The 25,399-nt window shown below is 66.2% G+C and carries 27 protein-coding genes and 1 tRNA gene; 15 read left to right on the top strand and 13 right to left on the bottom strand.

The window, feature by feature from the left end; all coding sequences use genetic code 11:
* Window positions 1-51 precede the first annotated feature (51 nt).
* From D1409_RS15645 to D1409_RS15635, 3 genes are all read left to right on the top strand, one after another.
* Window positions 52-1,029, top strand: coding sequence for a methyl-accepting chemotaxis protein (locus tag D1409_RS15645; protein ID WP_123537925.1), 978 nt, complete (start codon window positions 52-54; stop codon window positions 1,027-1,029).
* A gap of 70 nt (window positions 1,030-1,099) precedes the next feature.
* A complete protein-coding gene (ubaA, locus tag D1409_RS15640; protein WP_123537924.1) occupies window positions 1,100-1,915 on the top strand; it encodes an SAMP-activating enzyme E1 in 816 nt (271 codons plus the stop codon).
* Between the two features lie 203 nt (window positions 1,916-2,118).
* On the top strand, window positions 2,119-2,502 hold the full coding sequence (locus D1409_RS15635) for a hypothetical protein (RefSeq protein ID WP_123538134.1): 384 nt from the start codon (window positions 2,119-2,121) through the stop codon (window positions 2,500-2,502).
* Between the two features lie 349 nt (window positions 2,503-2,851).
* Here the strand turns inward: D1409_RS15635 and D1409_RS15630 are convergent, their stop codons facing one another.
* Window positions 2,852-3,787, bottom strand: a complete 936-nt coding sequence (locus D1409_RS15630) for a cobalamin-binding protein (RefSeq protein ID WP_123537923.1) — start codon at window positions 3,785-3,787, stop codon at window positions 2,852-2,854.
* Window positions 3,788-3,923: 136 nt separating this feature from the next.
* On the opposite strand from D1409_RS15630, the gene leuS reads away from it, so the two are divergent.
* Window positions 3,924-6,626 (top strand): leucine--tRNA ligase, encoded by a 2,703-nt coding sequence (gene leuS, locus D1409_RS15625; protein WP_123537922.1) that lies wholly within the window; start codon window positions 3,924-3,926, stop codon window positions 6,624-6,626.
* A gap of 158 nt (window positions 6,627-6,784) precedes the next feature.
* Here leuS and D1409_RS15620 read toward each other — a convergent pair whose 3' ends face one another.
* The 6 genes from D1409_RS15620 to pheA all read right to left on the bottom strand — a co-directional run bounded on the left by D1409_RS15620 (window position 6,785) and on the right by pheA (window position 11,985).
* A complete protein-coding gene (locus tag D1409_RS15620) occupies window positions 6,785-7,111 on the bottom strand; it encodes a DUF7344 domain-containing protein (protein ID WP_206425091.1) in 327 nt (108 codons plus the stop codon).
* 68 nt (window positions 7,112-7,179) lie between these two features.
* Complete coding sequence (locus D1409_RS15615) at window positions 7,180-9,234, bottom strand: bacterio-opsin activator domain-containing protein (protein ID WP_123537921.1); 2,055 nt, start codon at window positions 9,232-9,234, stop codon at window positions 7,180-7,182.
* 119 nt (window positions 9,235-9,353) lie between these two features.
* Window positions 9,354-9,989, bottom strand: a complete 636-nt coding sequence (locus D1409_RS15610) for a protein sorting system archaetidylserine decarboxylase (RefSeq protein ID WP_123537920.1) — start codon at window positions 9,987-9,989, stop codon at window positions 9,354-9,356.
* Between the two features lie 94 nt (window positions 9,990-10,083).
* Complete coding sequence (locus tag D1409_RS15605) at window positions 10,084-10,536, bottom strand: peroxiredoxin (RefSeq protein ID WP_123537919.1); 453 nt, start codon at window positions 10,534-10,536, stop codon at window positions 10,084-10,086.
* A 156-nt stretch (window positions 10,537-10,692) separates the two neighbouring features.
* Entirely contained in the window at window positions 10,693-11,097 is a 405-nt protein-coding gene (locus tag D1409_RS15600; protein ID WP_123537918.1) for an Hsp20/alpha crystallin family protein, read from the bottom strand.
* An 81-nt stretch (window positions 11,098-11,178) separates the two neighbouring features.
* Window positions 11,179-11,985, bottom strand: coding sequence for a prephenate dehydratase (gene pheA / locus D1409_RS15595; protein WP_123537917.1), 807 nt, complete (start codon window positions 11,983-11,985; stop codon window positions 11,179-11,181).
* A gap of 100 nt (window positions 11,986-12,085) precedes the next feature.
* Between pheA and D1409_RS15590 the strand changes: the two genes are divergently transcribed.
* Window positions 12,086-12,514, top strand: a complete 429-nt coding sequence (locus D1409_RS15590) for a DUF6069 family protein (RefSeq protein ID WP_123537916.1) — start codon at window positions 12,086-12,088, stop codon at window positions 12,512-12,514.
* Between the two features lie 12 nt (window positions 12,515-12,526).
* Here the strand turns inward: D1409_RS15590 and D1409_RS15585 are convergent, their stop codons facing one another.
* The 4 genes from D1409_RS15585 to D1409_RS15570 all read right to left on the bottom strand — a co-directional run bounded on the left by D1409_RS15585 (window position 12,527) and on the right by D1409_RS15570 (window position 15,373).
* Window positions 12,527-12,814 carry a DUF6360 family protein gene (locus tag D1409_RS15585; RefSeq protein WP_123537915.1) on the bottom strand — a complete coding sequence of 96 codons (288 nt, stop codon included), beginning with the start codon at window positions 12,812-12,814 and terminating at the stop codon, window positions 12,527-12,529.
* 73 nt (window positions 12,815-12,887) lie between these two features.
* Window positions 12,888-13,091, bottom strand: a complete 204-nt coding sequence (locus D1409_RS15580) for a DUF7501 family protein (protein WP_123537914.1) — start codon at window positions 13,089-13,091, stop codon at window positions 12,888-12,890.
* 77 nt (window positions 13,092-13,168) lie between these two features.
* Entirely contained in the window at window positions 13,169-14,944 is a 1,776-nt protein-coding gene (locus tag D1409_RS15575) for a nitrite/sulfite reductase (protein WP_123537913.1), read from the bottom strand.
* Window positions 14,945-15,034: 90 nt separating this feature from the next.
* Entirely contained in the window at window positions 15,035-15,373 is a 339-nt protein-coding gene (locus D1409_RS15570) for a hypothetical protein (RefSeq protein WP_123537912.1), read from the bottom strand.
* Window positions 15,374-15,569: 196 nt separating this feature from the next.
* On the opposite strand from D1409_RS15570, the gene D1409_RS24650 reads away from it, so the two are divergent.
* From D1409_RS24650 to D1409_RS15550, 5 genes are all read left to right on the top strand, one after another.
* A complete protein-coding gene (locus tag D1409_RS24650; protein ID WP_164471722.1) occupies window positions 15,570-15,707 on the top strand; it encodes a hypothetical protein in 138 nt (45 codons plus the stop codon).
* A 104-nt stretch (window positions 15,708-15,811) separates the two neighbouring features.
* Window positions 15,812-16,483: a DUF7119 family protein gene (locus D1409_RS15565; RefSeq protein WP_123537911.1), complete on the top strand. Its 672-nt coding sequence runs from the start codon at window positions 15,812-15,814 to the stop codon at window positions 16,481-16,483.
* Between the two features lie 40 nt (window positions 16,484-16,523).
* Window positions 16,524-16,597 (top strand) — tRNA-Lys (locus D1409_RS15560).
* 418 nt (window positions 16,598-17,015) lie between these two features.
* Window positions 17,016-17,603, top strand: coding sequence for a hypothetical protein (locus D1409_RS15555; protein ID WP_206425090.1), 588 nt, complete (start codon window positions 17,016-17,018; stop codon window positions 17,601-17,603).
* Window positions 17,604-17,653: 50 nt separating this feature from the next.
* A complete protein-coding gene (locus tag D1409_RS15550; protein WP_123537910.1) occupies window positions 17,654-17,860 on the top strand; it encodes a hypothetical protein in 207 nt (68 codons plus the stop codon).
* Window positions 17,861-18,021: 161 nt separating this feature from the next.
* On the opposite strand, the gene D1409_RS15545 is transcribed toward D1409_RS15550, so the two are convergent.
* Window positions 18,022-19,080: a hypothetical protein gene (locus D1409_RS15545; protein WP_123537909.1), complete on the bottom strand. Its 1,059-nt coding sequence runs from the start codon at window positions 19,078-19,080 to the stop codon at window positions 18,022-18,024.
* A 177-nt stretch (window positions 19,081-19,257) separates the two neighbouring features.
* Between D1409_RS15545 and D1409_RS15540 the strand changes: the two genes are divergently transcribed.
* The 3 genes from D1409_RS15540 (at window position 19,258) to D1409_RS15530 (ending at window position 22,859) form a co-directional block, all read left to right on the top strand.
* Window positions 19,258-20,559 carry a DUF7405 family protein gene (locus D1409_RS15540; RefSeq protein ID WP_123537908.1) on the top strand — a complete coding sequence of 434 codons (1,302 nt, stop codon included), beginning with the start codon at window positions 19,258-19,260 and terminating at the stop codon, window positions 20,557-20,559.
* A gap of 253 nt (window positions 20,560-20,812) precedes the next feature.
* Window positions 20,813-21,379 (top strand): hypothetical protein, encoded by a 567-nt coding sequence (locus tag D1409_RS15535; protein WP_206425089.1) that lies wholly within the window; start codon window positions 20,813-20,815, stop codon window positions 21,377-21,379.
* Window positions 21,380-21,563: 184 nt separating this feature from the next.
* Complete coding sequence (locus tag D1409_RS15530; RefSeq protein WP_123537906.1) at window positions 21,564-22,859, top strand: tyrosine-type recombinase/integrase; 1,296 nt, start codon at window positions 21,564-21,566, stop codon at window positions 22,857-22,859.
* A gap of 469 nt (window positions 22,860-23,328) precedes the next feature.
* Here D1409_RS15530 and D1409_RS15525 read toward each other — a convergent pair whose 3' ends face one another.
* The gene (locus D1409_RS15525) at window positions 23,329-23,676 is read right to left on the bottom strand and encodes a hypothetical protein (protein WP_123537905.1); all 348 of its coding nucleotides are present in this window, start codon (window positions 23,674-23,676) and stop codon (window positions 23,329-23,331) included.
* Between the two features lie 136 nt (window positions 23,677-23,812).
* On the opposite strand from D1409_RS15525, the gene D1409_RS15520 reads away from it, so the two are divergent.
* Together D1409_RS15520 and D1409_RS24645 are read left to right on the top strand one after the other, a co-directional pair.
* Window positions 23,813-24,010 (top strand): hypothetical protein, encoded by a 198-nt coding sequence (locus D1409_RS15520; RefSeq protein WP_123537904.1) that lies wholly within the window; start codon window positions 23,813-23,815, stop codon window positions 24,008-24,010.
* Between the two features lie 14 nt (window positions 24,011-24,024).
* A complete protein-coding gene (locus D1409_RS24645) occupies window positions 24,025-25,395 on the top strand; it encodes a hypothetical protein (protein WP_164471721.1) in 1,371 nt (456 codons plus the stop codon).
* The last annotated feature ends 4 nt before the right edge of the window (window positions 25,396-25,399 follow it).

Here is a 25,399-nt window from a genome sequence, read left to right as displayed (position 1 = left end):
AATAATCGGGTGGGAAGTTTTTACTCGGGATACCCCTCGTGCTCGGATAGAATGGCAGATATGGGTAGTCCGAACACAGACGGAGAGCTAGAGGCGGCCGGGAGTATCGACGAGGACATCGACAAGGACATCCAGGACGACATCGCGGAGGGAATCGACCGGAATCAGGGGTACGACTCGGAGGCGGCCAGCGAGATCCAGACGTCGCTGGCGGAGTTACAGGGGTCCTCGGTGGAGATCGCCCGTGAGATAGGCGAGATCCGCGAGCACGCCGCCGAACAGCACGAGGGGATGAGTCAGGTGGCCGACGAGGTGTCGAACCTCAGCGCCGCGGTCGAGGAGATCGCCTCCTCCTCGGAGGAGGTGTCGGCGGCCAGCACCACCGCCCGCGAACTCGCCGAGACCGGCCAGGAGTCGGCGGCGGACATCTCGACGGCGATGGAGAACATCCAGGAGGCCTCGGGGAGCGTCGCCGGCGACGTGCGCACGATCCAGGGGAGCGTCGAGGAGATCGACGGGATCGTCGACGTGATCAACGACATCGCCGACCAGACGAACATGCTGGCGCTCAACGCCTCCATCGAGGCGGCCCGCGCCGGCGAAGCCGGTGAGGGGTTCGCCGTCGTCGCCGACGAGGTCAAGAGCCTCGCCGAGGAGTCCCAGTCGCAGGCCGGCACCATCGAGGAGATGGTCGAGGGAATCCAGGAAGACACGCAGAACGCCGTCGAGACCATCGAGGAGTCCGGCGAGCAGATCGAACGCGGGATCGAGATGGTCGAGGAGGCCATCGGCGTGCTCGAAGACATCCACGAGTCCGTCGAGGAGGTCAACGACGGCATCAAGGAGATCGCCGCCGCCACCGACGAGCAGGCCGCCTCGACCGAGGAGGTCGCGGCGATGGTCGACCAGGCGACCGGCGCCGCCGAGGAGATCGCAGGGTCGACCGCCGAGATCGCCGAGGAGGCCGACGACCAGACCGACCAGGTGACGGACATCAACCGCGAGATGGACCGCCTCGTCGGGGAGTGACTCCTCGCCCCGGAGCCGTGCTCCCGGCCGTATCCGGGCGCTTATTTCGTTCGACCCGGTACTCGGGGGTATGGCAGGGCCGGATCTGGACCCCGAGCAACTCGACCGCTACTCCCGGCACATCATCATGGACGACGTGGGCCCCGAGGGGCAGGCGGCGCTCCTCGACGCGAGCGTCCTCGTCGTCGGCGCGGGCGGCCTCGGCTCGCCCGTCCTCCAGTATCTCGCCGCCGCGGGCGTCGGGACCATCGGCGTCGCCGACCACGACGTCGTCGAGCGCTCGAACCTCCAGCGACAGGTGGTCCACGGCGACTCCGACGTGGGCCGCCCGAAAGTCGAGAGCGCCGCCGAGTTCGTCCGCGAGCTGAACCCCGACGCGACGGTCGAGGTCCACGAGACCGCCGTCTCGCCCGAGACGGTGGCCGACCTCGTGGACGGCTACGACTTCGTCGTCGACGCCTCCGACAACTTCCCGACGCGCTTCCTCCTCAACGACTACTGCACGCTCGCCGGCGTCCCCTTCTCCCACGGCGCCATCTACCGCTTCGAGGGACAGGTGACGACGTTCACCGGCGAGGGACCGTGCTACCGCTGTCTCTTCCCCGAGGCGCCGCCCGAGGGCGCCGTCCCCGACTGCGCCACGACGGGCGTGCTGGGCGTGCTGCCCGGCACTATCGGCACCATCCAGGCCACGGAGACGGTGAAGTACTTCGTCGACGTGGGCGAGTCGCTGGACGGCCGGATGGTCGTCTACGACGCCGCCGAGATGAGCTTCGAGGAGGTGACCGTCCGCCCGAACCCCGACTGCCGGATCTGTGGCGACGACCCCATCGACTCCGTCGCCGACGTGGAGTATTCGGAGAGCTGCGCCGTCCGGGCCGACTGAGCGACCACAGCCATCCGGGCCGACCGAGCGACCACGACCTCCCGAGCCGACTACCCGACCACGACCGCCCGACCGCGCGGGGACAGTTCTGCCGCCTCGTCACGTCACTCGATCGGAATATCACCGGTGATACTGGGTCGCGTGGATTTATTTAGTGGCAGTCGAGAGAGGCATCTGGAGTGGCACACACACTCCAGATTCGGATGTCAGAGACAGAGACGATCGCGGACGCGCTGGACCTGTCGGAGATCCGGCTGGAGACGCCGGGCTACGTCGAGTTAGTGTTGTCGCTGGTGCTAGTCTGGGGCTTCGGCGACGCGGTGTCGACGCTGGTGGCGACGACGTTCGCCGGCCCCTCGCTGGAGGCCAACCCGTGGATCCGACTGCTGCTGGTCCACGACCCGATGTTGATGGTCCTGCTGAAGGCCGCGGTCGTGCTGTACGCCGGCGTCGTGTTGCTGGAGTGCCGGTCCGTCATCGAACGCGTGCCGTGCTGGCGCGCGTGGTTTCTGGGCGTGATCGGCCTCGGCGCCGTCGTCGTTCTCGGGAACGTCTACGTCGGACTGGTCGCCGTCTCGACCGTCTGACCGGTCCGACTCCCCCCACCTATCGGCGAAACCGCCGACTGGAGCGCCGGCACTACCTAAGTAAGTTGGGTCAACGTCTATACCGATCGCGAGTAATCGGGAACATGCCCGCTGACACGGGCCGGCGAAGCCGTTCGCTTCGCTCCGGGGTTTCGCCCCGCACCCCTCCACGAATTCCTGCCCGAAGTCACGAACGGCCGGTCGACGAACCGTGCCCGCCAGACGCGGCGCCCGCCTCTCGTCCGACAGGTGCGTCCCGCGAGTGACGACGAAGGAGAGACGGGCGAGACGGAGGAGAGACAGAGGAGAGACGGGCGAGACGGAGGAGAGACAGAGGAGAGACGGACGATCAGGGTCGTGGCTCTTCTCTCGTCGCTCCGTCCGCGACCAGCCCGCACGCGACGGCTTCGGGCGGCGCGTCGAACAGGTCGGGGTGGAGCAGGCCGGCGAGATGCTCCAGCGTGTCGACGAGGCGCGGCCCCGGCCGATTGACGTAGTTGTGGCCGTCCATCGCGTAGACGCGGCCGGATTCGACGGCCGAGAGCTCGTCGAACCCCGGCCGCTCGGTGAGGTCCCACCGCGTGTCGAGCGTCTGGTCGAGTTCGAACCCGCAGGGCGCGGCGACGAGGACCTCGGGGTCCGTGCTTCGAATCTCCGACCACTCGCGCGGCGTCGAGCGGTCGCCGGTGTCCGCAAGGGGATAGGTCCCGCCCGCCGCTTCGACGACTTCGGGCATCCAGTGGCCGGCGACCATCACCGGGTCCAGCCAGTCCAGGACTGCGACGCTCGGTCGCTCCTCGACGGACTCGGTCTGGTCGCGGACGGCCCCGACGCGCTCCCTGAGGTCCGCCACGACTTCCGTGGCCCGCTCCTCGCGGTCGAGTATCGCTCCGAGGCGCTCGATGTCCGCGAAGAGGTCGTCGAGGCTGTGGATGTCGCTCGTGACGACCTCGGCGTCCACGTCCGTCCGTGCGATGGCCTCCTCGACGAGGAGCGTGTCGACGGCGCACACGTCACAGACGCCCTGTGTCACGATCACGTCGGGATCCGCTTCTTCGAGTGCGTCCAGTCTGATCTCGTAGACGCCGCCGTGGTCCTGCTCGGCCCGTGCGACCTGTTCGTTGATGTCGGCGCTGTCCTGGTCGGGGTCGATCCGCGAGCGGTTCATCGTCGGCAGGGCCGCGGCCTCTGGCGGCCAATCGCACTCGTGGGAGACGCCGACGGGTTCGACCCCGAGGGCGTAACAGATCTCGGTGGCCGACGGGAGCAGGGAGACGACGCGCATACCCGGACCAGGGAACGGGCGGACGTAAATCCACGGTGGCGCGGGGGACGGGTGCTACGATTTCCCACGGCTCGACCGTGTCCATCCCTCCCAGAGAAGGGAAAGGTATAGCAACGTCGCTGTCCGACGTGAGACCATGACCGCCGGGACTGGAGAGCAACGCGAGCGAGACCGGGGGTTCGACCACACCGAGGTCGAACCCAAGTGGCAGCGCACGTGGGACGAGGAAGACGTGTTCCGCATTCCGGACGACGCCGAGGACCCCGAGTACGTCCTCGCGATGTTCCCCTACACGTCGGGGGAACTCCACATGGGCCACGTCCGCAACTACACGATCACGGACGCCTACGCCCGCTTCGAGCGACTGCGCGGCGAGAGCGTCCTCCATCCGATGGGGTGGGATTCGTTCGGCCTCCCCGCCGAGAACGCCGCCGAGGACCGCGACACCAACCCGCGCGACTGGACGATGAAGTGCATCGACTCGATGACCGAGCAGTTCAAGTCGATGGGTTTCGGCTACGACTGGGAGCGCGAGGTCACCACCTGCGACCCCGACTACTACCGGTGGAACCAGTGGCTGTTCAAACGGTTCCGCGACGAGGACCTCGTCGAACGGCAGGGCGCCGAACTCAACTGGTGTCCCTCCTGCGAGACCGTCCTCGCGGACGAGCAGGTCGAAGAGGGGCCCGGCGGCGCCGAGATCTGCTGGCGCTGTGACACCCCCATCGACCACCGCGAGATGGACCAGTGGTTCTTCACGATCACCGACTACGCCGAGGAACTGCTGGACTGTCTCGACGACCTGGAGGGGTGGCCGAACAACGTCCGCGAGATGCAGCGCAACTGGATCGGCCGCCAGGAGGGCGCGAGCGTCGCCTTCGAGATCCCCGGCCACGGCGACGTGGACATCTTCACGACGCGACTCGACACCATCTACGGGGCGACCTACTTCTCGCTGGCCCCCGGCCACCCGGTCGCACAGGCGATCGCCGAGGAGAACGACGAGGTCGCCGAGTACATCCAGGAGGCCGAGCACGCCGACGAGGACGAACTCGACGTGACCTCCGGCGTGTTCACCGGCGAGTACGCCGTCAACCCCGCCACCGGCGAGGAGATCCCGGTGTACGTGGCCGACTACGTGCTGACCGACGTGGGGACGGGGGCGCTGTACGCCGTGCCGGCCCACGACGAGCGCGACCACGAGTTCGCCGAGGCCCACGACATCGACATCGTGCAGGTCGTGGAACCGGCCGAGGACGCCGACGTGGACCCAGAGGACGTCGACGTGCAGGAAGCGGCGTACCCCGAAGACGGCGTGCTCGTCGACAGCGGCGAGTTCGACGGCCTGACCAGCGAGGAGGCCCGCGAGAAATTCGTCGAGGAGTTCGACGGCGAGCACAGGACAGAATACAACCTCCGGGACTGGGGGATCTCCCGCCAGCGCTACTGGGGCACCCCGATCCCGATGATCCACTGCGAGGAGTGTGGCCACGTCGAGGTGCCCGACGAGGACCTCCCCGTGGAGCTGCCGGAGTTCGTCCACACCACCGGCAACCCGCTGGACGCCGCCGAGGAGTGGAAGTCGGTGGAGTGTCCCGACTGCGGCGGCCCGGCCGAGCGCGAGACGGACACGATGGACACGTTCGTCGACTCCTCGTGGTACTTCCTGCGCTTCCTCTCGCCGGACCTCGACTCGGCGCCGTTCGACAGCGAGCGCGCGGGCGACTGGATGCCCGTCGACCAGTACGTCGGCGGCATCGAGCACGCCGTCATGCACCTGCTGTACGCCCGCTTCTTCACGAAAGTCCTCGACGACATCGACCTCGTCGACGGGATCCGGGAGCCGTTCACGAACCTGACCAACCAGGGGATGGTGCTCGGCGCGGACGGCAACAAGATGTCCAAGTCGAAGGGCAACGGCGTCTCGCCCCAGCGCATCGTCGACGAGTACGGCGCCGACACCGCGCGCCTGTTCATCATGGAGGCCGCCCAGCCCGAGAAGGAGTTCGCCTGGAGCCCCGAGGGCGTGCGCTCGGCCTACCAGTTCCTCCAGAGCGTCCACGGACTGGCCGAGGAGGTCGCCGAGGGCGAGAGCGAGACCGGCGACGCCGACGGCGAGGACCCCGTCGCGGGCTACGTCGACCGCGAGATCGCGGCGACCACCGCGCGAGCGACCGAGGAGTTCGAGGCGTTCCGGTTCAACCACGCCCTGCAGGCGGTCCGCGACCTCGTCTCCCTGCTGCGGCGCTACCACGAGCGTGACGGCGCCGACGCCGACACGGTCGAACGGGGCGTCCGCACGGTCGCGAAACTCCTCGGTCCGGTCGCGCCCCACGTCGGCGAGGAGGTCTGGGCGCTGCTGGACGGCGAGGGCCTGCTCGCCGAGGCCGAGTGGCCCGAGGCGGACCTGCCCGCGGACTACGACGTGGCCAGCCGCCTCGTCGAGAACACCCGCGAGGACGTGCGCGACATCGTCGAGACGGTCGGAATAGAAGACCCGGAGACGATCACGCTCGCCGTCGCGCCCGAGTGGAAGCACCGGGCCCACGAGTTCGCCCGCGACTCCGACGCCGACAACCTCGTCGGCGCGCTGATGGGCCGCGACGAGATCCAGCGCCACGGCAGCGACGCCGCCGACTTCGCGAAGGACCTGCAGGCCGAGCGCGAGGCGCTCGGCGAGGTGCTCGCCCCCGACGAGGAGCGGGCCGCGCTGGAGCGTGCCGCGTGGCTGATCGCCGAGGAGTTCGAGGCGGACGTGGTCGTCCACTCGGCCGCGGACGCCGACGACGACCTCGCCGGCAACGCACAGCCCGGTCGGCCGGCGATCCGGATCGAGTGAGCGGCGGCCGCGTCCGCTGATCGGGCGGGTCGGCCGACCACTGGCGTCTGCTAATGGGTAGGTCGGCCGACCACTGGCGTCCGCTGTTCGTCGGTTGTCCCCCGAAAGAAGAGAACTGTTCTGTGGCCCCCTGCCGGACGACCCCGGACCCTCGACCCCTACAGGCGGTCGAGGAGCGCGAGCGACTCGGGCGCCCTGTCGGTCAGTTCGATCTGCTCGCCGTACTCGACGAGGTCGGCGTCCTCGAGTTTCGGCAGGTGGACGTGGTGGAGCGCGATCCGGGCGTCCTCGTGAGAGAGATCGTCGTCCCATTCGCAGAGCGCGCCCGCGAGCGGGTCGAGCGCGGGCGGCGTGTCGCGCTGAGAGAGGTGGGCGAGCACGAACCGGCGATTCGCGTCCGAGAGGACGGAGAAAAGATCGTCGGTCGTCTCCGTCGATCGCCCGTCTGTCCCCGGTTCTAGAACATCGGTGTAGTTGCGTCCCATGTCTGTCTGTGCTATACCTTCGGACGGTAATCAGTTCGGTGGCTAAACGGTTAGTGTCCGCTGGAGTGTCACTCGTCTCCGAGGCGAGCGGCCATGATCTTCCGCTCCGCGACCCGGAGGTGCTTGTGGAAGGTTGGGGCCGAGACGCCCAGCGACTCGGCGATCTCCTCGCCGGTCGACTCGCGGGGCCACTCGAAGAAGCCCGCGTAGTAGGCCGTCTCCAGCGCCGTCCGCTGTCGCTCCGTCAGGTCCGCTTGCAGCGGGGCGCGCGATTCCAGCGTCGACGACTCCGACCGGGGGCGGTCGTGCTGGGCCCGCAGTTCGACGCCGTCGAACGACCCACGGAGCGCGTCGACGAGCATTCTGACGTCCGCCGAGACCGGTATCTCCACCACGAGTTCGCACTCGCCGTCGGCGGCGTGGGCCGAGTGGACCGCCCCGCCGTGTGTCGCGACGACGCCGAACGCGCTCGTGTCGCCCAGCGTCACTTCGAGGAGACACCCGCCTTCGGGCCCGACGCTGACGACGCGCGAGGACGTGACGCCGTCGAAGTCGTCGGTAAAGGCGAGGATGTCGTCCGGGTCCGCGTCGTCGACGGTGAGGTAGTAGCGAAACGCCTCGTCCGACTGGACGGTCGCCCCCTCGAAGGCGACCCGACAGTCGAGGGTGGCCGACAGCGCCGCGAAGAACTCCTCGTCGTCCGAGACCGTGAGCGAGAGTTCGGTCACGCGCTCGGCGACCAGCGCCTGACGGGTCGTCACCGCGTTGATGGCGTGTCCGATCGTCGCCCCGAGTTCGGCGAGCACGTCCTGTTCCGTCCCGTCGAAGACGCCCGTCTCGCCCGCGTAGACGGTCAAAACGCCGTATATCGTCTCGTCGTACACGAGCGGGACGCTCGCGGCCGAGCGGATGCCGTGGTCGGTGGCCGTCTCGCGAACCCCCTCGAAGGCGGGGTCGGTCTCCACGTCGTGGGTGACCTGTACCGACCGCGAGCGGATGGCGCGCCCCGCCGGACCCGTCGGGTCGGACGACCGCGTGACCGTGACGGCGTCGAGGTACTCGCCGACGCCGCCGGCGGTCGCACGCGGCGTCACCTCGTCGCTGCTCGCGGTCACCTCGCCGATCCAGGCGAACTGGTACGGGTCGGCCGCGGCGAGCGCGTCACAGACGGCGGCCTCGATCTCCCCGCGGGTCGTCGCCCGCACCAGCGCCTGGTCGATCTCCCGGATGACGGCGTTGATACGGTCCAGCCGTTCGAGCTGTTCGTTCTGTTCGCGCAGCCGGCGCTCGCGCTCCTTCTGGGGCGTGATGTCCTCGATGGCGACGACGACCCGGTCCCCGGTGTCGCCACCCGCCAGCGGCGTGGCGCTGACCTGCACCCAGGCGCGCTCGCCGTCGGCCCGTTCGACCTGCTGTTCGACCTCGGTCACCGGGCGGCCGGTGTCGCGGGCGATCTGGAACACCCGTTCGTCGGGCGGCACCGGCTCGCCGTCGGCGTCGAGGAGTCGCCACGCCTCGATGTCCCGGGACTCGCCGACGACCGTTGCCGGGTCGACCCCCAGGATCTCCCCGGCTCGGTCGTTCATCCGGTCGATGACGCCCTCGGTCGACAGCACGACCAGCCCCGTCGGGACCGTCCGCAGGAGCTGTTCGGTCAGGTCCCGCTCGCGACGGCGTTCGATGCGCTCGGCGTGACGGTCAGAGACGTCCCTGACGATCGTCGTCAGCAGCCACTCGTCCCGCTGTTCGTGTGCGTGCAGCGAGAGTTCGACCGGGACCAGCCGCCCGTCTCGATGGCGAGCGACCGTCTCGACGCCGTCCCACTCGGTCGCCACCGACGGGTCAGCCCGTATCGCCTCGAACGCCTGCCGGAACCCGGTCCGCTGGTCCGGCGGCACGAACGTCGTCACCGATCGACCGACCAGCGTCTGTGGCTCGTAGCCCAGCGTCTCCGTCACCGCCGGGTTCGCGAACACGATCCCCCCAGTTTCGTCGAACGTTACGACCGCGTGCGGCGTGCTCTCGACGAGCGTCCGGAAGAACGACTCCTCGTGCACGACCACCGACGGATCGTGGGCGGACTCCATCCCGGACCGCCCCCGCTCGTCCCCCTTGCTTGTCATCGCTCGCCCCCAACTGGTCGCCCCGAGCCTAAATATGTCAGGCTAGTAATTCCTGTGTGAAAGAAGTTTCCCCGCACGTACCTGGTACGTGAACGGAGCGCGCGGCCCGAACCGACCGATCAGGTCGAGGCCGTTGCCGGGCGGTCGGTGTCCCCGGCGACGGCCGAGCGCCGGGGCGCGACGACCGTCTCGCCGGCGAAGAGGCGGTGACCCACGTCGACCGTGAGGTCGTCGGGGCCGTACTCGGGCGGGAAGACGAGGTCGAAGCGACTGCCGAAGGAGATGTGGCCGATGCGCTGGCCGCGGGCCACCTCGTCGCCGGGTTCGACGTACGAGTAGGTCCGGCGGGCGAACGCGCCGGCGATCTGTTCGGCGGTGTAGTCCTCGAACGAGAAGCGGAGGCGCTCGTTGTGCTCGGACTCCTTCGTGAACGCGAGCGTGTTCGACCCGGGAACGTGTTCGACCGACTCGACGACACCGTCCATCGGCGCCCGGTTGACGTGGACGTCCCACCCGCTCATGTAGATGCCCAGGCGGAGTCCGTCCTCCTCCTCGCGGATCACGGTCACTTTGCCGTCCGCGGGCGAGACGACTCCCTGCGGCGGCACGACGCGCGCGGGGTCGCGGTGGAAGTAGACGACGCCGACGCCCGCGACCACGCAGGCCCCGCTCGCGACTCGCGAGAACGGGAAGACGACCGCGGCGACGACCACCGCGAGGAGCGCGTACCGGAGGCTCCCGCGTGCGATTCTCACGATCAGATCGGGCGTCGTTTCGATGATAAGTCTTCTGAAGCGCCACACGTCGGGCCGCCGAGCCCGACGGTTCCGGCCGCGAGCGCTCCGTCGTTCAGTCGAGCGAGACGATGCCGGTCTCGATCAGGTCCGCCAGCACGTTCCGGGCGTGCCCGTCCGGGTCGACGCCCGTGTACACCGCCTGGATCGATCCGCCGACGACGACGAACGTCGTCCGACTCGCGACGCCCCGGGACCGCTCCACGTCGAACGCGTCGACGAGGTCGCCCTCCGGGTCGGCCAGCAGGTCGAACTCGATGTCGTACTCCTCGGCGAAGTCGGCGTGGGAGTCCACGTCGTCGACGGAGACGCCGTAGACGGTCACGCCCGCGTCGCGATAGCTCTCCAGTTCCAGCTGGAACTGCTCGGCCTCGGTCGTACAGCCGGGGGTGTCGTCTTTCGGGTAGAAGTAGACCACCGAGACGCCCCGCCAGTCGGGTTCGACCGTCTCGCCGTCCTGGTTCGGTGCGCGCACCTCGGGCGCCGGGTCGCCGGGTTCGAGTACCATACCCCCCGCAACGGCCGGCCGGCGAAAGCCGTTTGCGGTTCCACAGCCCCGGTCGGTCGGACCGGTACGAGAGCGGTGCCGCGGTCGGCGTGGCCCGGTTCGAGAACCGGGCCGCGGTCGACGTGGCCCCGCGGGCGAGCGGCGTCGCGGCCGCCGTCAGTTCACCGGGATGTCGGTCCCGCTGTCGGACTCCGTGGTCTGTTTGGGGAGGGTGACGGTGAGGACGCCGTTCTCGTAGGTGGCGGAGGCCTCGGTCTCGACGACGGGTTCGGGCAGGCCGACCTGCCGACTCACGGACTGGCTGTGTCGCTCCCGGGAGACGTAGCGGTCGGCCTCCTCGACCGACTCGGTCTCGCGCGTCGCCGACAGCGCGAGCGTCGTCGCGTCGGTGAGTTGCACGTCGACGTCGTCGCGGTCGTAGCCGGGCAGGTCCGCAACGACGACGAACTCGTCGCCGGCGTCCGCCACGTCGACCGGGAGGTCACCGCCCGCTCCCATCCCGCCGGTCATCACGTCGATCAGTTCCTCGATGTCGCCGAACGGATCGGTTCCGCGTGCCATGTCACTCCGACTATACGCCCCCGTCCGCCTTAAGACGCCTGCCGGTTCCGCCGAGCGGCCGGCCCACCGGGACTGCGGCCGTCAGTACAGGACCGTCTCGCTGTCGTAGGAGCCGAGTCGGCGCACCCAGCCGTCGTCGGCGATCGCTTCGATGTCGTCGAGCGCCGCCTGCGTGCGCTCCTCGTAGAGGCCGGCCTCCACGTCGAGGTGGAAGACGTAGTCGCCGAGGCGTTCGCCGCTGGGGCGGGACTCGACGCGCGTGAGGTTGATGTCCCGCTCGGCGAACGGTTCGAGGAGTTCGAGCAGGAGTCCGGGGTAGTCGACGTTCGGGTAGACGATGATCGACGTCTTCGACCCCGCTTCGGTGCGCTCGCCGGCCGGCGAGATGACGAGGAACCGCGTCGCGTTCGAGGACTGGTCCTGGATGTCCTCGGCGAGGACCTGCAGGTCCGCCCCCGCGTTCTCCGGGTGGCCGATGGCGGCCACGCCCGGGTCCTCGCGAGCACGCTCGACGCCGCGGGCGGTGGAGGCCACGGCCTCCAGGGTCGCGCTCGGGTAGTTCTCGTCGAGGTACTCCCGGCACTGCGCGAGCGCCTGCGGGTGGCTGGCGACGGTGTCGAACTCGGGCCCCTGCGCGAGCAGGGCGTGCCTGATGGGCGTGATGAGTTCCTTGACGACGGCGATCTCGTAGTCGGCGAACGCGTCGAGGGACTCCGTGACCGACCCCTCGGTGCTGTTCTCGACCGGGACGACGCCGCGGTCGTACTCGCCGCTGGCGACCGCCTCGACGATGGCCGTCTTCGACTCCGCGAACGCCACCTCGTCGGCGACCGCCTTCGCCGCGCGATGCGAGTAGGTCCCCGCCGGACCGAGCGTGAGCGCTTCCATTACCCCCTGATTTGCCGGTCGCCGTGAAAAGCCTCGTGGTACCCGCACACCGGCGAACGCCGGGCGTGGGCTCAAGCCCCGCAGGCACCGATCCACCGATATGAGCGCCGAACGTGCGACGGAGCGGGACCGGCAGAACCTCACCCCGGGCGAACTCGGCAAGCGCGGCCTCGTCGCGGTCGCCGTCGCCGCCGCCGTGAACGCGGGCGTGACGCTCGCGGCCGACCTGGCAGGCGTCGCACCGGGATTCGACCCGCTCTCGGTCGGCCCGGTCGTCTTCTTCACCGCAGTCGGCGTCGCTGGCGCGGCGATCACGTACGCGCTCCTCGACCGGGCGCTCGCCGACGCCGACCGGGCGTTCGTGGTCGTCGCCGCCGTGGTACTCGTCGTGTCGTGGGTTCCCGACTTCACCTACGCGCCGACGCTCCCGGGCGCGACGACCGCCGGCGTGGCCCTCCTCGCGCTGTTGCACCTGACGGCCGCCGTCGTGGCCGTAGCCGTCCTCACCGACCGGTACACACCGCTCTGACGAGTCGACCGGTCACTCCGCCTCGGCGGCCTCCACCCGGCCGGCGTATTTCTCCAGTTCGCCGGCGAGTTCGCGGGCCTGCGCGGCCGAGAGTTCGACCGTGTCGGCGTGGGCCCTGACCTCGTCGAGGTCGGTGTTGTCCATCTCGACCTGCAGTTCGACGTGGTCCGGGTCGTCGCGGGTGTCCGTCGTGACGTTCAACACGGCGAGCGCCTCCTCGTCGAAGCCGTGGCCCTCGACGACGCCGTCGAGGAGGTCGAACGTAGTGTACGCGTTGACCTTGAGAATGCGGTCGACCATACCGTGAGTCGGCGACGCAGCTACTTAAGGAGCGGCGAGTCCGCCTCCGCCCGGGCGAACGGTGTCCGCGCGGTCAGCCGCTCCACTCGCCCCCCACGTCGCCCGCGATGTTCGAGCGCCAGGTCTCGAACCGCTCGCGGCAGGTGTCGGCCTCGTCGATGTGGTCCATGAACCCGGCGCCGCCGTCGACGAGTCCGGCGCCGCAGAACGGGCAGAAGTCGGGGTTGTCCCAGTTCGGGGACTCCTCGTTCGGGTGCGCGTGCTGGTCGTCGGACATGCGTTCGTCTACACACTCGAACTGCAAAACTCCAAAGCAGGAATGTGCCGGCGAAGTCGAGCACGGCCGCCGCGCGGTCAGTCGTCGGCGGGCGCGAGCGAGTTGCCCTCGCCGTCGGTCGGGGCGGGCGAGTCGCCCATGTCGTCCTCGTCGGCGTAGGGGTACCACGTCATCTTCGTGTTGTGCATGTACGGGTCCTCGTAGCTGGTCTCCTCGGCCTCCGCGAGGTCCTGCAGCGTGTCCTCGTCACGCGCTGCGACGAACTCGCGGAAGGTCTGGCCCTCCTCGCGCTCGTCCTCGAAGGTGGCGAGCAGGTTCTCGATGTAGCCCGGCACCTCGTCGGCGGGGACGCGCATCTCGACCCAGTCGGCGAAGTGGGGGTTCTCCCCGAGGCCGCCGCCGAGGCCGATGTCGAGCGCCTCGACCGGCTCGCCGTCCTTGCGGGTCTTCATGCCGCGCAGGGAGATGTCGGCGATCTGCGGCTGGGCGCAGGAGGCGGTACAGCCCGAGAGGTGGATGTGGAAGTCCGTGAGGCCCTCGGGGAGTTCGACGTTGTCCTTGAGCCAGCGGGCGTAGCGGACCTGCCGGTTCTTCGTCTCGACGATCGAGAGCGAACAGAACTCCGTCCCGGTGCAGGCGATGGAGCCGCGCATGAACGGGTGCGGGTCCGGCGAGTACGTCTCCAGCAGCGGCTCGTCGAGGAACTCGTCGAGTCGGTCGCTGTCGACGTCCGTGACGATGACGTTCTGGCGCTGGGTCAGGCGAACTTCGCCGGAGCCGTACTCGTCGGCGAGTTCGGCGAGTTCGGACACGTCGTCGACGCCCATCCGGCCCACGAGAACGTCGAGGCCGACGTAGTAGTTGCCGTCGGGCTGTTCGTGGACGCCCACGTGGTCGCCGTGTTCCTCGCCGCCGGCGTTGTACGTGTAGCTCTCGCGCATGTTCTCGCCCGCGGTCTTCAGTTCGAAGTCGACGAACTCCTCCTGGAGCACGTCGCGCATCTTCTCGGTTCCCCACTCGTCCACGAGGAACTTGATGCGCGCGTTGAAGCGGTCGTCGCGGTCGCCGTACTCGCGGAAGAGCGCGGACATGCCGGCGCCGATGTCGGCCGCCTGCTCCGGCGGCACCCAGACGTCGATGGACCGCGAGAAGCGCGGTTCCTTGCGGGAGAGGCCCCCGCCGACGCGGATGTTGAATCCGAGTTTCTCCTCGCCGTCGACTTCCTTCGTGGCCGGTTCGTAGGCGAGGTCGTTGATGTCGCCCTGGCCACAGCCCTGGTCACAGCCGGTGACGGCGACCTTCCACTTGCGCGGGAGGTTGGAGTAGTCGTCGTTACCCTTGAACGTCTCGTGGAGCTCCTCGGCGACCGGCCACGCGTCGATGTGCTCGTGCTTGTCCTTGCCGGCGACGGGACAGCCGACGATGTTTCGCCACGAGTCACCGCATGCCTGCTGGGTCCCCAGGTCGTTGGCCTCGAGCTTCTCGAATATCTCCGGGATGTCCTCGAGCTTGATCCAGTGCAGCTGGATCGACTGGCGGGTCGTCCAGTCGCAGTACGCGCCGCCGAACTCCGGGTTGTCGACCGGGCCGCGCGCGTACTCGTCGGCGATCTCTGCGACGACCTCGAGCTGGCCGGGCTTCAGGACCCCGTTGGGCGTCCCGATCCGCATCATGAAGTAGGACTCCTGGCCCTTCCGCTGGTGGTACAGCCCCCACCACTTGAAGCGCTCGAACCAGGCGTCGTGCTCGTCGTCCGGGATGGCGTCCCAGCCCTTCTCCGCGAACTCCATCAGGTGCTCGCGTATCTCGTTCCCGTAAATCTCGTCTTTCCAGTTTTCGACTTTCGTCGGCATTCTTGTCCCATCCCATGGTCCCCGCACTTAAACGCGCGCGCATAACGACAAGTGACCCCACCTCTCCCGAGAACAGGATAATATTGCCTCCTACTCCGGGTGGGCGAGGCGGTGTCGCTTGTCCGGGACGTGGACGCTCGTGACGTCCACGGGCGAGAACTCGCCGGTCTCGGGGTCGATGACGCGGCCGACGGTGATCCAGTCGGTGACGCCTTCGGTCCCGCAGGTGATACAGCGGCCGGCGACCCTGGCCTGGACGTCGGGGTGTTCGACGCCCACCTCGGCGAACCCCTCGACGAGGAAGTCCGCTATCTCGCAGGAACAGACGTCGTGACGGGCGAGCGGCCAGAGATCGCTGACGTTGATCCGGCGCTCGTCGTTGACGCTGATCCACGCGCCGTCGTCGAGCTGGTGAACGTCGGTCGTCATTACACCGCCTTCGCGCCCGAACCCCCAGAGCCTGTCGGCCGATACAACACTCGCCGGCGAATCCGACGTGCCAGCGGCCCGAGACGGCCGTCCGAGATAGGTGAAGGGCTTGCCGGTACACCCTAGCCCGGGTAGGAATTACGGGAGCGCGCGGCGTTAAGGGGGAACGGCGTATAGAAGGGGACACGTCGAACAGATGACGCAGGCAACCGACCACCACGACGACGAAGCGCCCGAGCCGGACACCAGCCACCTCGACGACGTGGAAGACGGCTGTGGCTGTGCCGAGGTCTGGGAACATCTCTCCGAAGAGCGCGCGGACGCCGACGACTGAGGGCGTCGATCGCTCGATTTCGACGCGATTTCCGTCGCGTGCCCGTGTGTCTCCCGTACCAACAGACGAGAGCCTTTTGACAGACCGTTCCGAATGAGTGAGCAATGAGTCACGAGGGGCCAGGCGATCCGCCGACCGACCGCGAGTCACCGGTCGGTGCGCCGGTCATCCGGGGCGACCCGACCGTCACCGGGCAGCGACCGGAAGAGGCCGTCGAGTTCGACCCCGACGACTCGGAGAGCCTCGAGACCGCCGCACAGACCGTCCGACAGTTCGCCAGCGACGCCGCCGGCGAGGCCGACACCGTCTTCATGCTCCGCGGCGCGGCCGCCTGCGCCGCGCTCGTCCGCGGCGAGGGCTCCTACAAGGCCGCCGCCGAACGCGCTGGCGGCGACGCCACCGTCGCGTTCATTCGCAAGTGGTCCCGCGTTCACGACCTCCCCCGCTCGATCCGCAAACACGTCGCGATGGGCCGGATCGCCCCCACCGCCGCCAAGCACATCGCCCGCGTCGCCGGCGCCGCCCGCCTCCAGCTCGCCTGGGCCGTCCTCGACCACGACATGACCGTCCGACAGGTCCGCTCGGTCGCCAGCGACGTCAACGACGGCACGCCCGTCGAGCGCGCGCTCGCCGCCGAAGGCATCACTCTCGGCGAGTTGACGATGGAACTTCCCCCGGAGATCTACCGGGAACTCCGTCGCCGCGCCGCGCTGGAGGACGTCGAGCCCGGCGAGATCGTCGCGACCGCGCTCGAACGGCGCTTCGAGCACAGTTGATCGTAAGTACTTAATCGGGAACTCCCGGAGAGGGTAACGAGGGCCGGTAGCTCAGTTAGGCAGAGCGTCTGGCTTTTAACCAGATGGTCGGGGGTTCAACTCCCTCCCGGCCCGTTGCTGTGTCGCGAACACCCGTGAGCGACCAGCAACGCAACCGGGAGGGAGTTGAGTAGGCGAGTCACAGCCCGGGAAGCGACCGCAGGGAGCGACCCGGAATGTCTCGACGTAGTTCAACTCTCTCTCGGCCCGTACAGTGAACCCGTGAGCAACGCGAATGGGTGAACGAACCGGCCGGGGGAAGTTGAATCAGGGAGGAGCACGCTCTGGCCGTGGTTCAACTCCCGAGAGACGCGTCGCGTCTCTCGACCCTCGCGAACGCTTCGCGTTCGCTCGGTCTCTCCCGGCCCGTCGTTTGCGGCGGACGGGTCGTATAGAGCCCCGATAGAACGCTTAAACCGCCTTAATTCGCCGAAATCCGGGCTCACGAACTTGTGCCTATAATCTGTCCCGTCTCCTGCGGTCGAGTGCATACATGAACCTCGACGGAGACACGCTCCGAACTGCCGTCGGACCGCAGACGGTCGAATCGGTCAGCAAGATCGTCCTCGGAGTCGGCGCGCTCGCGCTGGTCCTGACACTCGCGTCGCTGTTGCCGGGGCTGGACCTGCTGGTACCGCGGACGCCCGTGAGCCTCGCCGCGGTAGTCGGCGCGCTCGCGACGCTCGCGGTCGTCGGACTCCTGCTGTATCTGGCCTCGGGGCTGGCGGCGCTGACGCGGCTGGCCCTCGACGGGCCCGCCCGGGTCGTCGAACACGTCGCGTCGGTCGTCCACTGGCTGGTCGTCCTCGCGGCGGTGCTGGTCGCCCACGCGGGCCTGGCGCCGGCCGTGACGCCGCTCGTCGACGGCGCTCGCTGGGTGTACGACGCGGCGTTCCTGCTCGTCGCGCTCGGCCCGCTGGTCGTCGTCGCGGCGCGGCTCTCGGTCGCCGTCGACCCGCTGGCGAAACTGGTGGCCGAGGGCGTCGCGGGCGAGCGCGGTGAGGATAGCGAGAACGGCGGACACGCCACCGAGACTGACGCGCCGGACTGGACGCCCGAAGGGAACGACCGCTCGCGCTGACCGGAACGCGAACCACGAAGTTTACGGCGGTGAGTCCCGACTCGTCGTGTATGAACGTCACGAACCGGTTTTCGGATCGGCTGGAGCCGATCGGCGTCGCCGTCGGCGTCCTGCTCGTCCTGGTCGCGATCGCCACGCTCGCCGGCGCTCCGTGGGCGACGAAAGGCGACGCGCTCGCGTCGGTCATCCAGGTCGTCGGTGCCATCGGGACCGCCGCGATCGGCGCCCTCCTCGTCTGGCTCAGCCGAACCGACTGAACGACCGCTTTTCGCCGTAGATACGTCCGAACGTCGAGGTCCGACTAGCAGCGCTCGGTCCGAACTGAGTGAGAAGGCCGAGCCTGCGAAGCCGTGAGCGCAGTCTTTCTCGTCGAGTTACAGCGTCAGAGAAGCCGCCGGCGAACGCAGCGCGTCGGGGCTCAGCCCCGGACGGGCAGGAACGCGGTCGCGACCAGGAGGATAGCGGCGAGGAGGCTGAGTTCCGCGATGCCCCAGAGGCCGACCATCCGTTCGTTGTAAGACTCGATCCGGTTCTCCTCCGCGCGGTACTCGTGGTAGCGTTCGTCGGTGTTCTCCAGCAGGACCGAGGAGTTGTCCTGGAAGTGCGCGAAGTACTGCTCGTCACCGGCGGTGAAGTTCCCGCCCTCGGTGAAGCTGATCGTGTTGGTCACCTCTCCCGGGCGCGTGAGTTCGACGCTCTCGTTGTTCACCGCGTCGATAGTCGTCTCGTTACCCTGGTACCGGAGCGTCTCGCCCTCCTCGATGGTGTGGCGCTCGACGTCCGGGAAGTACTCCTCGACCGGGACGTTGGTGTCGTTCGTGCGGTACGTGACCTTGCGGACGCCGTCCTGTTCGACGATCTGGTCGTACAGCGCCGGGTCGGCCTGGACCATCGCCTCGATGTCGCGCTGTTCGACGAACGTCGCCTGCGTCGGGTTCGCCCCCGCCTCCGTCTGGACGACGAGCTGGTACGGGCCGCCCCAGACGATGGTGGCGCCGTCACCCGTGACGCTCGTCACTGTCGCTTCGTTCCCCTGGTAGTCGACCGTGTCGCCGACCGCGTAGCTCTCGTTGACCGACGCGTCGTCGGCGTGCGTGAGCGTGAACGCGCCCGCGCTCTCGTTGACGCTCACTTCGTACTCGCTCCCGTTGTACTCGACCGTCGCGCCGGCTTCGAACGTCTGTTCCATGCGCGCGGACTGGTCCTCCCAACGCACGTCGGTCACGGGCACTTCGCTCCCGTTGTCGATGGTCGTCGAGAGGACCGCCGATTCGTTGGTCCACGCGAGTTCGCCGCTCCCCGAGTCGGCCTCGGCGACGGTGTACTCGCGGTCGTCGAGCGTCACCGTGTCGCCCGCGGTGTACGCCTCGCCGTCCATCGTGATGGTCGGCTCTTCCGCCGTCTGGAGGAGGCCGTATGCGCCGGCCCCGATGACGAGGAAGAACACGAAATATATCGCGGCGGCTCGTCGTTGCATACCCGGGTGGTCGGGCGGCCCTGCGTATAATGATTACCAATTCCGCCGCTACGGCGCCGTGTGACCACTCCACGATCCAGCTTCGATGCCCTCCGCACGAGTTCGGCGTCGGTCGGAGTGAGACCCCGACTCGGTGCGACCAAAACCACCTTGTCGAACGGTTCGCTATCCAACAGCATGCCGCTCCCCGCGTCCGACCTCCCCCGCCGGCAGTTCCTTAGGGCCGCCGTCGCACTCGGCGGCGCCGCCGCGCTGTCGGCCTGTCTCGACCGAACGGACGACGAATCCGTCCCCAGCGGCGACCCCGCCGCGAAACCACCGCGCCAGCACGCCTGGCGCGAGCACGTCCCGCACGACGACAGCGGGAACTCCGTCCTCCCGTCTCACCAGGTGCTCCTCTACGTGAACGTCGACCGGTCGGGCCGACCCACCGCCGACGACCGCTCGACGCTCGAGGCCGCCCTCTCGACGCTCGACCGGGCCTACGAGTGGAGCGCCGACGGCCTGCTCCACACTGTCGCCTACTCCCCCTCGTACTTCGACCGCTTCGAGGCCGACCTCCCCAACGGCGTCGAACTGCCGGAGCCGCGCGCCCTCTCCGGGTTCGAAACCCCGGCGTTCGACACCCAGGACGCGGTCGTCCACCTCGCCAGCAACCGCCCGGACGTCGTGCTGGAGGCCGACGAGGCGTTGACCGGCGACCGAACTAGCGCCAACGGCGAGTCGGTCGAGGCCCGGCTCACCGACGTCGCGACCGTCGACTCCCGCCGGACCGGATTCGTCGGCGAGGGGCTCCCCGCCCAGAACCAGGACGTCGCGGGCATCCCGGACACGAAGCCCGTCCCGGAAGCGTCGCCGCTGTTCATGGGCTTCACCGCCGGCTTCGCCGGCAACCAGGCGACCGAGGACTACGTGACGATCGACGAGGGACCGTTCGCCGACGGGACGACGAAAGTGATCGCCAACGTCCGCCAGCGACTCGAGGACTGGTACGGCGAACAGGACCGGTTCGAGCGGGTCGCCGAGATGTTCAGCCCCGGCCACGCCGAGGAGAACCTCGTCGACGGCGTCGGGACCAACCTCGGCGACGACAGCGGCGTGGACCAGTTCGTCGACGACATCGCGTCACACGCCAGGGAGTACGGCCGCGTCGGCCACGCGCAGAAGGCCGCCAGAGCGAACCGCGACGACGGCGGCGACGTCCGACTCCTCCGGCGTCACTTCGAGTCGACCGACGACATCGGCTCCGACCAGGCCGTCGCCAGCCTCCACTTCCCGTCGCTCCAGCGCCACATCTCCGCGTTCGAGGAGGTCAGGGAGGCGATGAACGGCGCGGACATCGCGGAAGCGACCCCCGCGGTTCGCCAGCGAGTCAACAACGGCATCCTCGAGTACATCTTCGTCCGCCGCCGCGGCAACTTCCTCGTCCCGCCGCGACGCCACCGCTCGCTTCCGACGCCACGACCCGGAGAGAACTGATCCGACCACCCCCTCGACTGCCGTTAATGTCATCACCACAACTACTTTGGACCGGTCAGTGAAACCTCTTTCCGTAAGAGAACGCCCCACACGTAGACGCGCCCTCCGCGCGCTCGGTGCGGCCCTGGCGGTCGGGGTCGCCGGCTGTAGCGCAGTCGAGCGTGAGTCGACAGCCGAAACGGCAGGCGATACCGATCGCACGCACGCGCACACCCACGACTCACGAAGCCCGCGAGCGCGAGACGACGCTACTGTGGAGCGCACCAGCTCGGCAGACGACACCGCTTCGCCGGTCAAGTGGCACGAGTCCCACGACGACGAGGAACTCCACGCGACGCTGACCGACGCGGTCACCGTCCCCGAAGACGAAGTGCTCATCGGCTACCATCTACTGGACGGGCCGTTGCCGTTCACGACGCAGGTGTATCACGCGCCCGACGACGCGACACCGCAAGCGACCGAAACGTACGAGACACAGGACCTCAACGAAGTGTCGCTACTCCCGGCGGATCCACAGCCCCTCGACACCCTGGAGACCGACGCGCGCGACATCCACTACGGAACGACTCCTGTCGGTGAGCCACTGGCTGTAACACTCGTCGGACAGTACGACGACCACCTCTCTTGGACGGCGTACACCCGTTCGGGGCATCCCGTCGACGGCCACGCCGGCGACATCACCGTCGCTTGCTACTGTTCCGGCGAGATCTACGACGTTCCGCCCGGCGGCACGTGGGCCCGCGTCGTCCAGGTCACACCGACCGACGCCGTCGAACCCGGCACCGGTGTCGTCGTCTCCTGGATGTCCGGAGGTATGTAGGCCCAGCACTCCCGCGCCGTTCCGCCGGTACAGCGTCGACAGCGAGATGACTTGTCCGAACCGCTCGTCGTTCCTGATTCGGATCGACGCGACCACCGCTACTCGCGAACGGCTCGGAAAGAAAGCCAAGGGCCGGCTTTATGGCTAAGGGTTAAAGCCCAGCAAATAAAATATATAAGCAGAGATGGGAACCAGAGACCAAATCGAGAACCTCCAAGAACGCATCAAGAAACGGTCAGGTATGGCCGATGAGGAACCTGACGAGGACGCACCATCGATCTCCGAGGACGACGCCGAGGCGCTCCTCGAATTCAGTCGGCAGCTCGATCTACTGAGTTCGAAGTATACCGACTACAGGCACCTCAAGTTACTCCGACATTGCGTCATCATGGCGGAGCAGGTCGGCGGACTCGCTGACGCGCTCGAAAGTCGTGACGCTGCTGAAGAAGTCGTCGTGTGGATCAACCGAGAACGCGGCGTCCCAAAGTTCAGCGAAGAAACCAACCAAGATTACCGAGTCGCGCTTCGAATCTTCGGGAAACGGACGCTCAAGATGGCTGATGATGAGGTGCCGGACTCGTTAGCGTGGGTTCCCACTGGCACAAGCAACTCCTACGATCCCTCACCTAGCCGGTCGGACATGCTGGACTGGGAGGAAGCCAAAAAGATGGCCGTCGAGGGAACTACCAACCACCGCGACAAGGCCCTCATCGCCGTCTCCCACGAACTCGGTCCCCGAGGAGAGGAGAACCACGACGTCCTGATGGGACAGGTGAACGATGCTGACCACGGGATTCAGATCAGTCTCGACGGGAAACAGGGGGAACACTCGGTTACCCTGATCAACAGCGTGCCCTACTTACAACAGTGGCTCAGCGAGCACCCCGCACCGGACGACGACGAGGCGTACCTCTGGTGCAACCTCGACGACGCGTACGACAACGCGAGCTACCAGACGTTCCTCGGCCGGTTCAAAGACGCAGGACGTCGTGCCGACATCGACAAACCCGTCACACCGACGAACTTCCGGAAGTCGAATACGTACTGGCTCGCCAAACAGGGCGCGAACGAGTCGTTCATCAACGACCGGCAGGGCAGAACAGCGACTTCCGACCACGCGCGGCGATACATCGCGGAGTTCGGTCCAGAGAACGAGAACAACCAGTACGCAGAGCTCCAAGGACTCGATGTGCAGACGGCGAAAACGGAGGATCGGACACCGCTCACGTGTCCTCGGTGCGACAAGCAGACTCCGCGCGACGAACCATTCTGTGTCTGGTGTCACCAGGCGCTGGAACCCGATGCAGTAGACAAGCTCGAAAAAGAGGAGTCCGAGCAACGCCGAGAACTGCTCCGGATCGCCAAGGAGAATCCAGAACTGCTGGACGCAGTTGAAGAACTGGAGCCCTTAATTGAGACACTCGGTGGAGATGCCGAGGTCATCGGTACGGCCAAAGACTTCGTTCAAGCAACCGAGTGAATTGGGAGAGCTACGGGTATACAACAGGGTTCCGAACCCGTCTGAAACCAGAGGATCCAACCCGAATCCGCGGCTGAATACAGAATATACGTAGCAACTAGCAATAAAAGACTATATGAAAGAAAAGATACAGAATAGAGGGCTGGCCTGTCACATATTCAGTTTTGATGTTTTATCTTGACTTCCAATCGATTATGACGTGAGTCGAGATCGCGGTGAAGCGTTGATCATCAAACCGACGATAGGGAGGGCTCATCCGATACCCACCGAAAATAATTCGTCGCGTGTCAGGGTTTGGGAGTTTAGGGCATTTCAACAATTGACCGAATATACGGGTACAGTCTCAATGTCAATAGGTGTATAAGATTCAGTCGGCGTTCATATAAAGAGACTTTCCACATATCCTTGCCAGAATTGTTTCAAGTGAAGTGAGGGACCGATCACGCAATAGAAGGAGATCTGGTCGTGTTCAGAAGGAATTTGAGTTGTTCCAGTGATGGATACCTGCGGTATCAGCGAACTCAGTTCGAGTGTCCCTCGGACCGTTTCCGCCCCGTTCTTCGATGAGAGAGATCAACTCAGATGGGATGGAACAGTCAAGAGAGTACTCTACGTGTTTCTCATCGTTACTGAGAAACGTGTCTTTTGCGATGAAGCCCTCTTGTTCAGCCAGACTCAACCACCTTTGAAGCGTTCCGCCATCCGTACCAGCGTACGCAGCTAACTCTTTCCGCCTCTGATCCGACTGGAGTAACAAGAAAACGACCTCGTATCCAGGCCGCTGCTTGAGTAAGTCGATGATATCTTCTTTTCTCATAGACCGTCTTTTTACTACTCGCTTTTAAACCTCTGTCTGCAAGCGAGTTGCTGCCGACAGTTCGTATATAATTGTTTCGGGGTGGAGCCGGCTCCACAGGAGAGGACTCACTCACCTATGGCCCTATTATCCTGATATGACAACTTCAACGGATCCTGAGCAGTACGTGAACGAGAATGCTGAAGCGCTCTCACGGATCATCAAACATTCTTCCAGCACGTTTCCACGAGCGCTCGCTCTCGCAGCTCTCGTTGAGTACGGAGACGACCCGGCGGTCGCATCCGTCGTTGAAGACCTTGAGCGGCTCCGTGAATACCGAAGCGACGAGGACTGAGAGTTCTAGTGAGAATGCCCGCAGAGAAATACCATAAGACATACTTGGAGAAACAGTTTCCAGTTACACTCCAAGAGCACCTGCGGGCCGACGGGCTTGATCCAACTCATCTCCCGACGTATGATTACCTCAACGCCAAAGGATTCGAAACCCGCGGCCTAAGCCAGGCGATAAAGCGTCATTTTGGGTCGGAAATGACGCTTCACCGTTTCCTTCAACAGCGGGGCTTCGGACATCAGGGCGACGGTGAGTGGCCAAGCACGCACGAAGAGACGATCAACCTTCTCAACGGGTACCGTGATTCTCGAAGGGAGAGAAATGATGATGCAGACGATACCCTCTCAACGATGGAGTCTGCGATGAGAACAGTTCTGCGAGCAATGCAGGATCTTCATGAAATCGATGATCTTCTGTTTTTCGCTCGGTACGATACGGAACCCGAGCGCCAGGACCGGAACGTGAAAATGGAGGCTGTGCTGGATAAATTGAAAGCCGAAATATCAGGTGGTGCTGGTGAGAATTATACCCGCTATCTGAAGGACTTCTACGAGTACGCTAAACCTCGAACCCGGATTGATCAGAACCCCGTTGTGGAAGTCGAAGGACAGTACGACTTCGACACGACACCCGACACAGATCCAGATCCCCCTACTGACGATCAGATACAGACACTATGGGAGACTCTTAAACAACTTCCTGACCGGCGTAATCTTACGGAACCGGTGGAAAATCTGGCTACACGCCACGGGCTTCGAGAATGGCAAGTGCTCATGATGGGCTTGCTGACTCTTGGGGTCGGGGTCGGGCCTCGGTCCAGGGAATATATTCGCACCAACTGTCGAGAGCACTGGATCTTAGATGATGATCCATACATCGAATTCCCGGTCCGCAAGAACCTACCCGGAGAAGTTCCGGTACTCGCACATCCTGAGTTTCTGGCAGCGTTCCGTGACTACATGGAGGTGACACGGGAGAACTGGAATGGGAAGCCGTTCCCGAACCCGGACACGGAATCAGGATCGCGGTCTGCAAACACCTTGAATAACTGGTTGGAGGCACTCTGTGTGGAAGCAGGAGTTAGATGCGAGGATGGGAGTCCCCTTACCATGCAGAACCTCCGGCAGTGCTGGCACACTCAATACCACAAGGTCTTGCGGAAGAACAAAGTCCAGTTGAAACTGGTTGCTGACGAAGCCGGAACGCAGAACGAGAAGCACGTTGAAGTCAGTTACAGACCGGACGAGGAGGAACGAGAGACGATTCGAGCCTTGGCAACACGCGACTTTGAGGACTTGCTCCCACTGGATGAATTGCCTGACGTGATGTCCAACGTCCTCGATCAAGCTCAGTATATAGATACACAAACAGAACTAGATGATTTCTAATGCA

Origin of the sequence: Halosimplex salinum (genome assembly GCF_003730195.1) — an archaeon.
Classification (GTDB): domain Archaea; phylum Halobacteriota; class Halobacteria; order Halobacteriales; family Haloarculaceae; genus Halosimplex; species Halosimplex salinum.
Note: the sequence above shows the minus strand (reverse complement) of the source record. Positions and strands in the feature narration are given on the sequence as shown.